This is a genomic window from Planctomycetia bacterium, assembly GCA_016795155.1.
Lineage (GTDB): Bacteria > Planctomycetota > Planctomycetia > Gemmatales > HRBIN36 > JAEUIE01.
In genome coordinates this window covers 38,099-54,071 of sequence record JAEUIE010000023.1, presented here as the reverse complement: position 1 = coordinate 54,071, position 15,973 = coordinate 38,099, and the positions used below count along the sequence as shown (strand labels likewise).

Annotated in this window: 15 protein-coding genes; 6 read left to right on the top strand and 9 right to left on the bottom strand. The window is 52.3% G+C overall.

Features of this window, described 5'->3' with window-relative positions:
• Window positions 1-37 precede the first annotated feature (37 nt).
• Window positions 38-1,084, bottom strand: a complete 1,047-nt coding sequence (locus JNJ77_09690) for a DUF3500 domain-containing protein (GenBank protein ID MBL8822847.1) — start codon at window positions 1,082-1,084, stop codon at window positions 38-40.
• Between the two features lie 229 nt (window positions 1,085-1,313).
• On the opposite strand from JNJ77_09690, the gene JNJ77_09685 reads away from it, so the two are divergent.
• Complete coding sequence (locus tag JNJ77_09685) at window positions 1,314-1,859, top strand: DUF4476 domain-containing protein (GenBank protein ID MBL8822846.1); 546 nt, start codon at window positions 1,314-1,316, stop codon at window positions 1,857-1,859.
• A gap of 124 nt (window positions 1,860-1,983) precedes the next feature.
• Here JNJ77_09685 and JNJ77_09680 read toward each other — a convergent pair whose 3' ends face one another.
• The 7 genes from JNJ77_09680 to JNJ77_09650 all read right to left on the bottom strand — a co-directional run bounded on the left by JNJ77_09680 (window position 1,984) and on the right by JNJ77_09650 (window position 11,050).
• The gene (locus JNJ77_09680; GenBank protein MBL8822845.1) at window positions 1,984-3,192 is read right to left on the bottom strand and encodes a PQQ-like beta-propeller repeat protein; all 1,209 of its coding nucleotides are present in this window, start codon (window positions 3,190-3,192) and stop codon (window positions 1,984-1,986) included.
• Window positions 3,193-3,195: 3 nt separating this feature from the next.
• Window positions 3,196-4,275, bottom strand: a complete 1,080-nt coding sequence (locus JNJ77_09675) for a hypothetical protein (GenBank protein ID MBL8822844.1) — start codon at window positions 4,273-4,275, stop codon at window positions 3,196-3,198.
• Between the two features lie 8 nt (window positions 4,276-4,283).
• A complete protein-coding gene (locus JNJ77_09670) occupies window positions 4,284-6,398 on the bottom strand; it encodes a site-2 protease family protein (GenBank protein ID MBL8822843.1) in 2,115 nt (704 codons plus the stop codon).
• Window positions 6,386-7,582 (bottom strand): 1-deoxy-D-xylulose-5-phosphate reductoisomerase, encoded by a 1,197-nt coding sequence (locus JNJ77_09665; protein ID MBL8822842.1) that lies wholly within the window; start codon window positions 7,580-7,582, stop codon window positions 6,386-6,388. The genes JNJ77_09670 and JNJ77_09665 overlap by 13 nt, the downstream gene beginning before the upstream one ends.
• A gap of 111 nt (window positions 7,583-7,693) precedes the next feature.
• The gene (locus tag JNJ77_09660; GenBank protein ID MBL8822841.1) at window positions 7,694-8,074 is read right to left on the bottom strand and encodes a hypothetical protein; all 381 of its coding nucleotides are present in this window, start codon (window positions 8,072-8,074) and stop codon (window positions 7,694-7,696) included.
• 329 nt (window positions 8,075-8,403) lie between these two features.
• Window positions 8,404-9,687 (bottom strand): serine--tRNA ligase, encoded by a 1,284-nt coding sequence (gene serS, locus JNJ77_09655; protein MBL8822840.1) that lies wholly within the window; start codon window positions 9,685-9,687, stop codon window positions 8,404-8,406.
• A 205-nt stretch (window positions 9,688-9,892) separates the two neighbouring features.
• Window positions 9,893-11,050, bottom strand: a complete 1,158-nt coding sequence (locus JNJ77_09650) for a citrate synthase (protein ID MBL8822839.1) — start codon at window positions 11,048-11,050, stop codon at window positions 9,893-9,895.
• A gap of 444 nt (window positions 11,051-11,494) precedes the next feature.
• Between JNJ77_09650 and JNJ77_09645 the strand changes: the two genes are divergently transcribed.
• Together JNJ77_09645 and JNJ77_09640 are read left to right on the top strand one after the other, a co-directional pair.
• The gene (locus JNJ77_09645) at window positions 11,495-12,037 is read left to right on the top strand and encodes a hypothetical protein (GenBank protein MBL8822838.1); all 543 of its coding nucleotides are present in this window, start codon (window positions 11,495-11,497) and stop codon (window positions 12,035-12,037) included.
• Window positions 12,038-12,060: 23 nt separating this feature from the next.
• A complete protein-coding gene (locus JNJ77_09640; protein MBL8822837.1) occupies window positions 12,061-13,908 on the top strand; it encodes a DEAD/DEAH box helicase in 1,848 nt (615 codons plus the stop codon).
• Here JNJ77_09640 and JNJ77_09635 read toward each other — a convergent pair whose 3' ends face one another.
• Window positions 13,909-14,493: a hypothetical protein gene (locus JNJ77_09635; GenBank protein MBL8822836.1), complete on the bottom strand. Its 585-nt coding sequence runs from the start codon at window positions 14,491-14,493 to the stop codon at window positions 13,909-13,911.
• Between the two features lie 54 nt (window positions 14,494-14,547).
• Here JNJ77_09635 and JNJ77_09630 point away from each other — a divergent pair, with 54 nt between their 5' ends.
• Genes JNJ77_09630 through JNJ77_09620 form a run of 3 tightly spaced genes read left to right on the top strand, consistent with a single transcriptional unit; the run spans window position 14,548 to window position 15,972 of the window.
• The gene (locus tag JNJ77_09630) at window positions 14,548-14,826 is read left to right on the top strand and encodes a DUF503 domain-containing protein (GenBank protein MBL8822835.1); all 279 of its coding nucleotides are present in this window, start codon (window positions 14,548-14,550) and stop codon (window positions 14,824-14,826) included.
• A 12-nt stretch (window positions 14,827-14,838) separates the two neighbouring features.
• Window positions 14,839-15,267: a 30S ribosome-binding factor RbfA gene (gene rbfA, locus JNJ77_09625; GenBank protein MBL8822834.1), complete on the top strand. Its 429-nt coding sequence runs from the start codon at window positions 14,839-14,841 to the stop codon at window positions 15,265-15,267.
• A 6-nt stretch (window positions 15,268-15,273) separates the two neighbouring features.
• Complete coding sequence (locus JNJ77_09620) at window positions 15,274-15,972, top strand: hypothetical protein (protein MBL8822833.1); 699 nt, start codon at window positions 15,274-15,276, stop codon at window positions 15,970-15,972.
• The last annotated feature ends 1 nt before the right edge of the window (window position 15,973 follow it).

Here is a 15,973-nt window from a genome sequence, read left to right as displayed (position 1 = left end):
CGAGAATTAGGACAGTCTGAGTTTCGGTCTGGTTCAGCTACCTGGCTGCTTTGCCAAAATCGGAGGGCAAGGCCCGCCAACTGCTGTGATAGTGGTTGTTCTTGTTGCCCGCAGCATCGCCCTGCACATTGAGGAATTCGACGAGTAGATTGGGGCCTTGCAGTCGATAGGTAACCGGTGTGCCGGGTTCCATGGTGCCTGAATACGCGAAGTGAATCTGGTCGAGACCAGCCATTTGCATCCGGGCCCGTTCGCTGGCCTGCAACTCTCCAGCGAAATTTTCCAAATAGGCATTGAGCAGTTGCTGCATGGCTGCCTGTTGTGGCGGCTGCAGATCGCCGAAACGAATGCCGGGGGGATTTGTGACTTTTGCAGCTAGCGTACCGCCCTGCACTTCAGGGAACGCGTCTTTCTGCTTCGCCAGTTTCTGTTGATCGGCACTCAGTGAAGCTACCAAAGCTATCGCATTATCAAGCGTAGTAGCCAGTGGTCTGGTGCCCTGGCGGGGGCCGGTTTTTACTTCACCTGGATTGGAACCGAAAAAGGCTGGCGTGACGCTGACAACCCGGCCGTTATCGATGGTGATGTTGAGTGACAGATGGTGCCCATCGATTCTCCAGCCCCAGGCAGATGTCAGGCTGGGTGTGCCGAAGATGGTGAGGAAGTACCAGCCGGGATTGCGTACCGGGCCACGGCCTTTTTCCTGTTCCGCCAGCAGACTTTCGAGGGAGATAATGGTTTGCACCTTGCGAAAGCCAGCTTCGCTGAGTGCTGTTTTAACCAGATCAATTGCCGCATCTTTTTGGGCCTGGTTCATCTTCTCGAGCCGGAGGCCTTTGCGGGTTGGATTTTTGTCCTTGTCCTGCAGCGGGACAAAGAACCAGGCAAAGCGTTCCTTATCATCAAAGGCATAGCAGGCGGTTTTCTTTTCCTCGTCATGGAGCAGCGTCAGCCAGTGGTTGGCAGCATCGCTCATGACTGCTGCCAGGGGTTTTACTTGGGAACCGACCTGGGCAATGGCCACCATGGTAAGCAGTGGCAGAATCAAAAGTAACCAGCGTGGTGCAAACTTGCGGGGTGTCATGGTATTTCCTTATCACTCATTTCCACTTATTGTGCCTAACAACAAGAACCCCTCACCCCCAACCCCTCTCCCCAGGAGGGAGAGGGGAGAATGCGTTGTTCACTCGTAAAGGTGAACATACTTTACATGAATTGCCTGGTGGATCAAACAGTAAACCGAGCTTGCAGCCATGTTTGGGAAGTGTACGATCAATGCAAGTAACTAAGACAACCACTACTCTGGTGATACCATGTACCGCATTGTTGTACTCATCGCACTCTACTGTGTACCATCGCTGCAGGCGCAGTTTGCCACCGAACGCAATAATCGGGAAGATGCGAATTCACCCGTTGCAGGCATGCTCAAAGACCTGGCGGAAGCGAGGGAGTTGCTGAAGAGGACGCCTGGCTCTGCCAATCGCGACAAGGTAGATCTTCTCTTGACACGTATCGAACTGCAACTGAAACAACTCATGCAAGCCCAAGGGAATTTCAACAACCGCCCGACTGCCATGTCTAACGAGAGCTTCAATCGTTTTTTAACGAACTTCCGCAGCAAGGCGTTTGATAAGGATAAGATCGGATTTCTTGAGGATCATCTGCTGAGTGCCTATGTCACCAGCGATCAAGCCATCGTGCTGTTGAAGCAGTTCAGCTTTGACAATGACCGCATCCGGGCAGCGGTGCTGCTTTACGATCATCTGATCGACAAGGAGAATCTTCACCGCGTGCTGGAGACGTTTGCGTTCGATTCGAGCCGCAAGTCGGTGATGGATCGATTGAAGGCGCGGAAGTAAGACGTGAGTGTGGCAGGGTTATCCGGTACTCCGAATGACCCTGCTGGATGTGCAACAACTCGGTAATCTTGCAGGGTCATGCATGAGTACATGCATGACCCTGCCACAGCTATCAACTTTTTTATTATGGTTTCTTGCCTACGCAGTAGAGCATGGCATCGGAGCGGAAGTAGAGTTTATCGTTCGCTACGGCTGGAGTACCCAGCATGTTCTCGGCACCGAGGGCATTGGTGTGGAGAATCTTGCCTTCCTTTTCGCCGACTTCAAGAATGAATGACGTGCCTTCTTCGTTGACTACCAAGACTTTATCTTGCACCAGAACCGGACTGGCGGCGAAACTGCCTTTCACCCGTTGCTGCCAGAGCACGGTGCCATCGGTAGTTTTGATGCAACTGATCACGCCGTTGTTGGTGAGCGTAATCATTTTGCCGTCGAGTTGCAGCGGCGTGCAATAACCCAGGCGAACCTTGTTGGTTTTCCAGACGATGCTCGGTGTGGTGTCATCAGCGCCCGGCTTGAGCACTGCAAATTCATCGCCTGCCACGACGATCTTGTCGTTATCCAGCACGGATGGCCCGACGATACCATTGGTTTTGAACGTCGTGAAATTCCAGGCAGGCTGGCCTGTTGAAGCATCTACTGCATGCAACCCCACATCATCCTGATAGACCAACAGTTGTCGATTATTCTGCTTCATCAGGCATGGTGTGCTCCAAGCTACTTCCTTGTTGAGCTTGATCTTCCATTTATCATTTCCTGTCGCAGTATCGACCGCGAGGTAGAACGACGCTTCACCAGTGTTCTGCATGGGAATGATGAGAGTCTGGTCGGCTAGCAATAGCGATGATGCCATGCCTACCTGATTTGAGATGCTGGGGTATTCCTGTGTGAGTGGCCGATACCAGAGCATGTTACCCTGATGATCGAAACAGGCGAGATCAGCCGTTGCAAAGAGTGCATAGACACGCTCTTTATCAGCGGTTGGCGTGGGAGCAGCCATCGAAGATTTGGGATGGCATTCAGTGCGACCTGTAGCCCAGAGTTGTCGTTCCCAGAGTTTCTTGCCTGTTGTTCCTTCATACGCCATGACATGCAGCCGGTCGTTCTTGAATCCGGAACTGGCGGTGATGAAAACGGTGTTGCCGATAGCGATGGGGCTGGCGGGGCCTTTGCCGGGTAATGGTGCAGACCAGAGCAGGTTCTCTGTTTTGCTCCAGGTCAGTGGAGCATTGCTTTTGCCCGCAGCGGTACCGTTGCCACGATAGCCGGGCCAATCGCTCGCCAGCAAGGCGCTACTGAAAATAAACACGCTAAGAATTGCCATGTTACGCATCGGTTATTTCTCCACGCTGGCGGTCTGAACAGGTGCAGGTACGAGTTCCACCTTGAAGGCGGAACCGGTAGCATCGCAAACACGCAGGGCAAATTCCCAGCTTTGTGCCCAGACTTCCTTTTGATCGTTCTGACAAATCTTGACGAGGATAATGTTCTCCCCAGCCTGCAGGGCACCTTTGCCTATGTACTGATCCATCGAGTCGCCATGATGGTATTCTTCATGGGCGATGAGTTCCTTGCCGTTCAGCCAGACTTTAACCGCATTGGGGCTGTTGGCTCGCAGTTCGACCGGTGCTGGTTTGTCAGCTTTCACGATGGCTACCGCATAAGCCACGGCTGCCTTGTGCTTGCCTACATCCTTGGCCAGATTGATCTTGCCATAAGGATCGGCACTGGTGACCCGCTTCCAGGCAGCGGGCTTGTTATCTTTACCTGTGGGCAGTGATTTCCAATCCAACTTCTTTTCCGGCTCATAGACAGCAGCGAAACCTTTCTCGCCGGTGTTGTCGAATGTGGAAAGAACCATCCAGTCGCGAACAAACCCGAAGTGGGCAGCGAGATCAACCTCATCGCCCAGCGTTTTCAGTTCCTTGGCGATGGCATCGACCTGATCACGGTCGCGGGCACTGTTTAATATTTTTCGCAGACCTGCTTTTCTGTCCCCCTCTTTGGGAAGCTGAGCCAGAGCTTCAGCCACTGCATCGCGGCGAAGCTCCATGCTGGGATCGTTTAGGAATCCAGCCAGCAGCTTCTGCCGGGAATCGGGATTCACTCGAATAATCCATTCATACACCATGCGTCGGCTGCGTGGCTTGTGAGAAGTATCTTTCAGAAAAGTTTCCAATGCGGTCAGATCCAGCGTGCGGCCTGCTGCCAGTTCCTTTTCGATGATGGCATCGGCAGCGGTGCGCAGCCAGTTGGCGCTGGTGGCATCGGAAGTTTCCAGTTCATGGAGAACATCAGGCAACGCCTGCGCACCGGCTTGCACCAGTTGTTTCCATCGGATCGGTTTATTGTCCTGTGCCAGCAACCCAATCGGGCAGAAGAGACAGATGAGACATACGAGATTGACTGATTTCATGATTCATCTCACCAGTTAAAAAGCTTCTGGAACCATTCGTACTTGGTAATGTCGAGGAAGACGGTTGAGACCATCAGTAACAACACGATGGCCAGCCCGATGTAGGTTACCACCATCACCCAGGTTTCGTTCAGCGGCTTGCCTCGAATTTTCTCAGCCAGCAAAAGCACCATGTGCCCGCCATCGAGTACCGGGATGGGCAGGAAGTTGACCACTGCCAGGTTGATGCTGATGATGGCAAGAAGATGAAGCAAGTCGATCAGGCCGATGTTGGCAACGCGGTAGGTCATTTCGGCCAGCCCCAGTGGGCCGTTGAGCAGTTTGACGGAAATGTTGCCTCGGATGAGGCTGTACAAATTGAGATAAATCATGCCGACGAAGCGGTAGGATTCCCTGGCTCCGATGACGACTGCATCCCAGATGTTTTCTGCAACACGCAACCTGGTTTCCGGTTCTAGACGCAGACCACGGGTGTAGAGGTACCAGGTGGTGTCTTCTACGGGTTTCAGATCAGCAAAGACCTTCTCTTTGCCTTCACTATCGGTTGCAGTGATGGTGTAGAGCGTATTCTCGGGGAGATCCTGCATCCACGAAATGGCAAACGGCCAAGCGTAGCGTTCGGTAAAATCGAGTGCATCCTCGAAATCGGGCTGCACGCTCTTGTAGGCCATTTTCTTGATGGTGTCGCCCACTTTGATCCCGGCTTTGTCAGCGGGCGAACCAGGTTCGATGCCAGCAACCACAGGCTTCACCTGGTAGCTGATACCCAGTGCGGGGAATGGCATGGGGGCATCATTGGAGGGTGTTGATTCTGCCCAGGTTGCTCGACCTTTGACCATGTCGGGGGTGATGTTGAGATCAAAGGTTTTTTCTCCCCGCTTGATCTGTAGCACGCACGGCTTGCCTGATGCAGCAATCTCCTCGACAAGGTCAGGCAGCTTCAGCGGATCAACATTGGCATCGCCATTGAGCGAGACAATGATGTCTCCTTCTTTAAGCACTTGGGCCACTACCGGGCGCGTTGCTGCCAGCGAGACAATAGGCCCCATGGTCATGCGAATGCCGAGAGTGCGGAAATGGCCTGTCGGAACTTCCAGATCGACCTGTTCGCCTTCGGGTTTGCTGCCTGCACGCTTGACACGGTAGATCAAAGGCTGTTTGCGGTGCTGGCTTTCGATGAGTTCGATATCCAGGCCATTATCGACGGGAATGAACTCGTTCTGATTTTTCGGCTTGATAGAAACTATTTCATCCTTGGGGAGGAAACCTGACTTGCCTGCCGGATGCCAGGGACGTGCAGCAACATCCGCAGCACGATGTATTTTGCGGCCTGGTGGCTGGGTAACGCCGATGGTAGGCCGTTGATCGTATTTCCCCTTACGAGGCACGAGCACTGCTTCATGTTCCTTGCCATCGCGGGTACGGAACTTCACAGGGACTTCGGTCACTCCCGGATTCGAAAGTGCCGACGACATATTTAGATCGTTGTACCAGGGTTGTTGGATATTCTGGACTTGCAGTAATTCGGAACCTGCCTGCAATCCAGCTCGTTCTGCGGGAGAGCCGGGAGACACCGTGCCAATCTTGCCTACTACTTCCTGCTTGCCGAAGAAGTAAACGATAATGAAAAGCAGAAAGCCAAGAATGACATTCATGATGACGCCGGCAGAGATGATCAGCATACGTTGCCCGACGGTTTTGTTCTTGTAGGAATGTGGGCTGTCTGCAACTTCCTTCGCATCCTGGCTTTGATCATTGGGATCGTCTACCTGGCCGAGCATCTTCACGTAGCCGCCGATGGGGAACCAGGCCAAGCCGTAATGGGTATCGCCTCGCTTGAAACTGAGGCCGGGGATCAATGGCCCGATGCCCACTGCAAAGGCTTCGACTTTCACGCCACACCACTTGGCGGCGAGGAAGTGTCCCAGTTCATGGATGAAGATCAACAGGCCGATGCCGACGATAGCCATGCCGATGCTGAGCAGTGCACGCAGGGCGTCGTCAAAACTCTTTCCGCGAAGCACGCCAAAATAGATGGCAGCTCCTATAGCAATGGCGACCAGCAGTTCGGTGAGAGGTAATCCTGATTTTTTGACCGGTGCATCCGTGGTTACGTTCGCCAATGCTCAATCTCCGTGCGTGCCCAGCTATCCACTTCCATTAAGGTATCGAGGGTAGGCTGTGCTTGGAAGGGATGGGCCGCAACGATCTCAGAACAAGCTGGAGTAATGTCAAGAAAGTCGAGGTTGCCAGCCAGGAATCGGGCCACTGCTGCCTCGTTGGCGGCATTGAGGGCAGCACCTGCTGTGCCGCCTCGTTGTGCCACTTCATATCCCAATAGTAATGCTCCAAACGTATCATGGTCGGGCTGCTCAAAAGTCAGTGATTTCAGGGTATTCCAGTCGAGCCTCTTGGCCGGGCCGGGAACACGCTCAGGGTAAAGCAATGCATATTGGATCGGTAACTTCATATCGGGTGGTGACAACTGGGCGATCACCGAACCATCGCGAAATTCAACAAAGGAATGGACGATCGATTCGGGATGAATGATGACCTGAATCTGTTCAGGCTGCAAACCAAAGAGCCAGCGTGCTTCGATGATTTCGAGTGCCTTGTTCATCAGCGTTGCGGAATCGATGGTGATCTTCGGCCCCATTTTCCAGGTGGGGTGATTCAACGCTTCATCCCTGGTGACATTGGCAAGCTGGTTTCGCGATTTGCCTCGAAACGGCCCGCCGCTGGCTGTCAGAACGATACGTTCAACATCGTGAATGCCCCGTTCCTGGATGATCTGAAAGATTGCAGAGTGTTCACTGTCGACAGGCAGCAGGAGCGTTTTCTTGCGTTCAGCTAGCTGTGTAACCAGCGGACCAGCAACAACCAGGGTTTCCTTGTTAGCCAGGGCGAGCGGTTTACCTGCTTCCAGTGCTGCCCAACTGCCTCGCAGGCCAGCTGCTCCAACAATGGCGCAGAGCACCATATCCACATCGGGATGCCGGGCGAGTGTTTCGATGGCGGTGGGGCCAGTGAGAATTTCAGGCCCCCCTCTCCCTGTACTCAGGGAGAGGGGATGGGGGTGAGGGCCGGAGTGTGCAACAACATCGCCACTCACAGCAACAAGCCTTGGTTGATGCAGTTTGATGAGATGATCGAGTTGATCAACAGAGCGATGTACGGAGATGCCGAAGGCTTGGAGTTTGTGGGGAAGCGCCTGGATCACATCGAGAGCACTGGTGCCGATGGAGCCGGTGGCACCGAGGAGCGCGATGCGGCGAGGAGCGGTGGATGGGGGAGAGGTCAAAGTCATTGGGATAGTGTAATGACTAGGGCGGGAGATGGGATGGAGTTACGTGGAACTGAATTAGTTTACCCTCATAAAATGTTTGGTTTCGTGTCAGCAAGCATAACCCGACAGTTATCACTTTTGACTTTCACTGATTGTGTTTTTGCATTCGCTAATAAGTACATAGTCAATTAATGCAAGAGCTATCAAGAAAATGGGTGTACGAGTTGAAGCTGTTAGTGAAGGCGACAGGCCAGTGCTCCCAAGAGAATAACACGCGTCTGCAAATAATATGAAAGCAACGGTAATGCCAATGATTGGCACTAATGCAATCAAATTGACAGCCATGATGTTGGCAGTCTTTTTAGCGACGATGATAAGGTAAATTGAGCAGATCAGAAACCACACCAGATAGCCAACAACAAAGTAAGGAATAACTTCAATACTAAATCCGTACTTGGTCTCAACATAAAATGACTTAAAGTAGACACTCCATGCTATCAGGGTTGTAATCAATCTAGTTCCTAGGACCGCATAAATCATAACTTTGCACTAGCTTCTGTCTCGGTTTTTTGCAGTTAACCATTTTTTGTCGAGCATCGCTTCCATCGCAATCAGTGCATCGCCGCTATTTGCAGACCAGAGATCAAACTCTTCTTACTCTTCTTTGGTAAACACGCCGGATTCACGAAGGAGTCCGATCTCAACAGTCTCCCCCTCGGGAAGCGGACGTTCCGGTATCACTTTCCCGTCTTTAACGATGCCACGCATGATAGCAACCATGGCACATTTCTCCAGTGGTAAGCGTATTTTACCTTATCCCCAAGTTCTTCGCAGTGTCAATCTTAGCCACGTGCCACAATCTTATCCTTCCCGATAAATGGCCTGAGCACTTCAGGTATGACAACACTTCCATCAGCCTGTTGATTATTTTCCAGAATAGCAATGATAGCCCGTGTGACTGCAACTGCGGTGCCGTTGAGTGTATGGGCAAAGCGGGTGCCTTTACCGCCCGGCGCTTTGGTGCGGATGTTGAGCCGGCGTGCCTGGAACTCGGTGCAGTTACTCGTGCTGGTGACTTCACCATACTCGCCTGCGGTGCCTCGGCCGGGCATCCAGGCTTCCAGATCGTATTTGCGATAAGCTGGCCCACCCAGATCGCCAGTGCAGGTATCAATCACCTGGTAAGGAATGCCCAGTGCCTGGAAGATGGCTTCTTCCTGCTGCAGAATTTCCTGATGCACCGCTTCCGATTGTTCTGGCGTGCTGTAGGCGAACATTTCCACCTTGGTGAACTGATGCACGCGGTACATGCCACGGGTATCGCGGCCTGGTGCACCAGCTTCCGTTCGGAAGCAGTGAGACAAACCCACATATTTTGTTGGCAGTTTGGATTCATCGAGTATCTGATTCATGCACATGCCGCCGAGGGTAATCTCAGCGGTAGCAACCATGCACAAGTCGGTGTTTTCCACCGAGTAGATTTGTGTTTCGGGTCCACGTGGAATGAAGCCGATACCTTCCAGCACATCAACCTTCGCCATGTCGGGCGTGATAATGGGAATGTACCCAGCCTTGGACAACGTGCTCATGGCAAACTGAATGAGGGCCACTTCCATCAGTGCCGCTTCATTCTTCAGAAAGTAGAACTTCGGCCCGGCAACCTGTGAACCAGCCTCGAAATCGCACAGATCGAGCTTTTCGCAGAGTGCGACATGATCGAGTGGTTTGAAATCGAACTTCGTAGGTGTTCCCCAAGTCTTAATGACTTTGTTTGCTGATGAATCAATGCCCACGGGTGCATCAGGATGTGTCAGGTTCGGAATCGTGCGAAGCACTACACGCAGTTCTTCATCAATGGTCTTCTGTTTTGCCTCCAGATCACCCACCTGGGTACGTAAGCCACGGCCTTCATCAATCAGTGCCTGCCGCTTGGCTGGATCTTTTTCTTTACCTGTACTTTTGGCTAGTTCGTTCTGTTTCGCCTGGATCGCCTGCACTTCCTTGACCAGGTTTTTACGGTCGGCAACCAGAGTGGGAATGCGATCCAGATCGGCTTTGACATTGCGATTGACGCAGTTCTGTCGGATCAGTTCCAGGTTGTCAGCAACAAATTGTGCATCAAGCATGGGTGGCTCGGTATGAAGCCCCAAAGGGGCGGGATAGTTTAGCCCAGGGCAACGCCCTGGGTTTGGTATCAGGAAATTGATCTAAGCCCCAAAGGGGCGGGATAGCAATGGCCTCGACCAAAGTTATCTCGCCCCTTCAGGGCTTGAGATCATGTCCCAGGGCGTTGCCCTGGGCTATCTTATTACGCCCCTTTGGGGCTAAGAGCTACGAGGCCCTTTGTTCTAACGGAATATATTCAGCGTCTTCGATGCCGACGAAGACCTGTTCAGGCCGGTAGATGCGGTTCTTGCTGATCTGCTCGCACCAGTGGGAGAGCCAGCCTGCGGAACGTGCCAGTGCGAAGATGGGTGTAAAAAGATCGACCGGAATGCCCAGGGCTTTGTAGACAATGCCAGAATAGAAATCGACATTGGGGAAAATGCCTTTCGGACCGAGGATACTGACTGCGGCTCGTTCCATTTCAACGGCCGTTTCGTACATCTTCGGCTTGCCTGATTCGACGAAAACGTGTTCCGCCAATTCCTGCAAAACGGTAGCGCGAGGGTCTTTCACCTTGTACACGCGATGGCCAAAGCCCATGATCTTGCGCTTGGTGGCAACAGCTTTTTCGAGCCAGGCACGAGCGTTGGAAGGTTCGCCAATTTCTTCCAGTACCGGCAATACTTCCTCGTTGGCACCGCCATGTAATGGGCCGGAAAGTGTGCCGATGGCAGCGCTGATGACTGCATAGGGATCAGCCAACGTTGAACCGACCACGCGGGCTGAGAACGTAGAAGCATTCATGGTGTGCTCAGCATGCAGAATAAAGCAGGCATCGAGCACTTTGCGGACTGCAGGCGTGGGTATGCGTTCGAACAGCATCCAGTAAAAGTTGCCAGCATGATCGAGGTCATCACGAGGATCGAGTGGCTTATCGCCATTGCGAATGCGATGGTAAGCGGCAATGATCGTGGGCATGCTGGCGATGATGCGCAGCACCGCATCCCAGTTGTCTTTGGGATCAGCCGTCACCGGTTTGGTGGCATAGTAGGAACTCTGCAAGGCGACCATGCCCTGCAGGATTCCCATCGTGTTGCCTTTTTCAGGCAGGCAGGACATTAGATCGAGAATTTTGGTTTTAAGCTTGCGACGCGTACGCAGATCATTATCGAAATCAACCAGTTCCTTCTGCGTGGGCAGTTTGCCATTGAGCAGCAGGAAGGTGGTTTCTTCAAAGCAGCTTTCCTTGGCCAGCGTTTCTGCAGCAATGCCACGGTATTCCAGCCTGGCACGTTTGCCATCGATGTAACTGACGGCAGACTCTGCCACGGGAATATTGTCCAACCCCGGGGCAATAACTGCAGTGGGTGCCTCGCTCGCCATAATATCCTCAATCAGATGCTGACAACGCTGCAATAGGTGGGTGGGCAGGATGCCAGTTTGGTGCTGTTAAGTTCCTACTGGCATTATTGGGAAAGTGAGAGGGAAGGCAAAGGGGTTTTCTGCGATCTTTCGACCATCTAAAGCAGAGATTTGAGCATATTCCTTACTTTAGCCAGCTCATGTAATTCATGATAGTTGCAACGGTTATGTGAAATCTACGCAGAGACTGAACAAGTTAATTGGCCACTTTATCTTAATTCACTCAAGTCACTCGCCGAGTAGAAAAATACCATGTTGAGCTATGCATTCTCTAACGATCCCATCGACATGGTGTGTTTTTCCCGAACTTCAATCAAGTTCTGAGTTTCAAGGAAATGCATCTGGTTGCCGAGATATCCCCTATCAGCCCATTCGGCAGAATGAGGCACAGAATAATCTTTGGCGATGTCCCGGGGAGGACACGGCTTGGAACAACCTGCACCACACCTGGGTTTTCTCACGATACAGCAGGATGCCTCAGGCTACTTCGGTGGTTACCTGGTCACCAATGCGTGGGGAAGGCCGCTGGAATTCCGCCTGACTACCAGCGTCACTCCCAACAAAGTGCAACAACTGCTCTACGGTTCCACACTGCGACCTTATATCTGCAGCGACCTGCTAGGCAAAGTGCTCGTAGAAAAGGCAAACACCGCTGTCAGCCTGATTCTCACCGACAACGACGCTGCACTCGATCTCAGGCAACATCTATCACTTCCCGTAGTGTGGCTGAATGGCGGCCAGGTGCAAAGTGAACGGGCAGATGAACTGATTTCTGTTTCAAGTACCAGGACACAGTCACTAACGATCCTGAAGAAATATCAGAGTGATATAGAGCCCATTAAAGATCTGCTGCAGCAATCTGCTGTCAGCGATCTGTCGGAACCCTTTGCACGTGTACGTGAAGCGATTGCCGAAGCCCGCAAGATGAACCAGTACAAGGCAGCGTAGTGTTCTCGTGCGCTGGATATCTCATGGATGAGTTTCCACTTTTTCGACCGGTCCGCCTCAGCAGTCAGGCTGATGCCAGGCCTGATCGTAACCTGCTGGTTCAATCGACGCACACTGCTGAACGATTTGTTCCACCTCAGGTCAAGGACATTGAATTATTCCTGAATTGCAGCGTATTCGAAGTTCCCATCGTCTCGAAACTTGAACCCCGCATCAGACCAGCGGAAGTGAAACTGCAGACGCCTATCATTCGCCCGTTGCCCGGAACGCAAAAGCTGCAACTTCACGTACAGGTGGAAACCTGGAAGTTTCCTGAAACAGGCAAGCCGAATGTTGTTACGAGAGAAAGCCAGCAATCGGAACGCATCAGTATCTCGCCAGAAGAGCATCTGGAAAAGATACTGACTCCACCTGCCAAGCCTGCGACACGCCAGAAGCCTCCCGCTGAGTTGGTACTGCTGAAAGAACGATTGCTGACGCTGCTACAGCCTCCGCTGGAAAACCTGTTTGCGGGCAAGAGGATTGAGCTGCCTTTCAAACCATTTCCTTACCAGATGGAGGGTATTGCCTTCCTGATGCCTCGACACGGCGCCTTACTCGCGGATGAAATGGGTCTGGGCAAAACGATGCAGGCGATAGTCACGCTTCGTCTATTGCTGCATGCTCAGGAAGTGCACCGTGTCCTGATTGTGTGCCCCAAGCCACTGGTACCCAACTGGCTTAATGAACTGAAGCTCTGGGCACCCGATGTTCCGGTGGAAGTAATAGGTGGCGATGCGATTACCCGCAAGGTGGCCTGGACGGCATCCAAGACGCCGGTCAAGCTGGTGAATTACGAACTGCTGACGCGGGACGTCGATTTCGCATTAGATCCCGAGGTCGAATTTGACCTGGTGATTCTCGATGAAGCACAACGCATCAAGAACGAAGGGAACAAGACTGCGGAGGTGACCAAATCGTTGAAGCGTTCTCGCAGTTGGGCTTTAACTGGCACACCGATTGAAAATCGACCTGCAGATCTGATCAACATCTGGTCGTTCGTGCATCCGAATAACATACCGCACGATACGCCTGCGAGGGAACTGGCACACATGACACGCGATGGCATCCTGCGACGAGTGAAAGAGGATGTCATGAAAGACATGCCTCCCAAACTGATTCAGGATGTGTACCTTGAACTGACGCCAGCCCAGAAAGAAGCCTATGAACTGGCGGAAAAAGAAGGCATTGTTCACCTGAATGATCTGGGCGAAACCATCACGGTTCAGCATGTCTTCGAACTTGTCATGAGATTGAAACAGATTTGCAACTTTGATCCACGCACCGGCCAAAGCACCAAGCTGGACCAACTACTTTCCGACATGGAAGAAGTAGCTGATTCTGGCCGCAAGGCCATTGTTTTTTCACAGTGGGTGGAGCCGTTGGAAATGCTGGCCCAGCACTTGAAGGAATTCGGACCCCTGCTCTACCATGGCAAAGTGCCTCACAAAGAAAGACAAGGCGTACTCGATGCATTCAAGCATGACCCTCGCAAACATGTTATTCTCATGAGTTATGGCACCGGCAGCGTGGGGCTGAATCTGCAGTTCTCCAATTATGTTTTCCTTTTTGATCGCTGGTGGAACCCGGCAGTGGAAGACCAGGCCATCAACCGGGCGCATCGAATTGGTCAGAAAAGCACCGTGTTTGTCAAACGATTCGTCACCGAGCAGACAATTGAATGCAGAATCTGCGAAGTGCTTGAGCACAAGCGGCGGTTGTTCGAAGAGATCATTGCCCAGAATGGCCCGCCTACCAGTTTAGGGCTGAATGAATCGGAGATTTTCGGGCTGTTTAGTTTGAAGCCGCCGGCACGCAAGGTGGCTGCGTGATTATTCTGACGAAGTGGCCCAATGTCCCTTCTGCAACTTTTCAAATTGCTGCAGCAGCCAACCGTTCAATTCGGTTTGTGATGGGAAGCGGTAGAGCATCAGGCAGATGCTGATGAAGACCATGACAATGGAAAGCGGATGAGCTTCGAGCAAGTAGGCTAAAGCGCATAGCATGCCACCAGCTTCGCATAATGCAGTTGGGACAATCTTTCCTGTCTGAAAAATCTGCACCAGGGACTTCAGGGAAGTTTCCGGAGCCTGTTCGAGCCAGTCAGTGTTTGACTGATCGAGTCCGGTGACATCCATCGGAAGCGGTTCCGCCTGCCTGGCCCAGCGAGACAAGTTAGATGCAGTAATCCACTGAGGAAGTCCCAGCGACGTGAGAAACAGCAAAATGCTGATGCCACAGAAGAGAGCAGTGAGCAGCAGCACATTTCCCCATTGCGGCGCGTTGCCAGCAATGAAGCCGCCCGGCTTGACCTGGTGCAGCATGAACATGCACATCCCCATCAGAACGATCAGCCCGCCTGCCAGCCCCAGTACGGTAATTCTGACTTGAATCAATGCTGTGCTAAACCATTTCATACTTATTCTTGCCTATGATGATAACAGGATATCCGCAAACGGGATGTGAACATCATGTACGTAGGCACGCTGAAAGTCTATCTGATTCTACGGCAAAGCCGATCTCTGAAGGATAAAAGGCAGGTGGTTAGCAGCATCAAGGATCGCCTGCAGCAGTCTTTCAACATTTCCGTTGCGGAAGTCGACTTGATGGATGATCGCCAGCAGGCTGTACTGGGCATTGCCATGGTCAGTAACGAAGCGAGCCATTTACAGGGGGCCTTGCAGAAGATTGTCGATGCATTGCGATCACATCCGGTAGCAGAGCTAGCCAAATTCGAGTTAGAGGCTTAATACTAACAGAACATGAAAAGCTACCGACCGGCCCGAATTGCGGAAGTAATCCGCGAAGTGGCCGCTGAAACGATCCTGTTCAAGATGCAAGACCCACGAATTCGTGGAGTGACCGTGACGCGCGTGGAAGTGCCCAGCGACCTGCAGACCGGAAAGATTTATGTTTCCGTACTGGGTAGCGAATCAGACGTTGATCAGTGTCTCCAGGGGTTGAACCATTCAGCTGGTTTTATCCAGCGACATCTGGCAGACCGATTGAAACTGCGTTATACTCCAGCACTCAGTTTTCATCTGGACAAGGGACTGATCAACAGCCAGGCAGTCAGCAGGCTGTTACAGAATGAGAACAGGAAATCAGGCGAAAGTATTTCACCTGATGCAAACGAGGATGGAACCGATTCTACTGCAACAGGTGAAGAGCCTGTTTCGATCAAGGAGTGATGCAGCATGTCTTCCGCCAATAAACAGAAACAGCTTGCCAAGCTGAGCACATTGATCAAGAAAGTAGAAGAACCTGTTGCCATGGATGTGCTCCATCGCATGATCTATGCCATTCTGCGCGAAGGGGCCACGCGGGAAGAAGCAGACCAGGCATTCAAGAAGCTGGGCGAATCGTTCTTCGATCTGAATGAAATTCGTGTCAGCTCGGCCCGTGAAGTGGCTCGGGCCATCCGCGCCTTGCCCGACAGTATGGATCGTGCTGACCGCATCATTTCCATTCTGCAGGAAGTGTTCGAAACTACGTACTCGTTCGATTTGGAATCGCTGCAAAAGAAGGGTCTGAAGCAGGCTCAAAAGATGCTGGAACGATATCGAGGCTCATCGCCCTTCATGGTGGCATATGTACTGCGTCACAGCATGGATGGTCATGCGATGCCGGTGGATGCCGACATGCTCCGCTGCCTGAAGCGGCTTGGCCTGGCAGAAGACCTGGCCGATGTGGAATCAGCCCAGTCGATGCTGGAAAATGCTATTCCCAAGACGAAGGGTATTGCCGTAACTGAAGCACTGTCACAGATTGCGCTGGAATACTGTTTTGAGATTCACCCCAAGTGCCCTGCCTGCACCGTTCACGATGTGTGCCCATCTGCAGTATTGAAGAAGCAGACTGCTTCCAAGTTAGCTGCCAGCAAGGCAAAAAAATAAA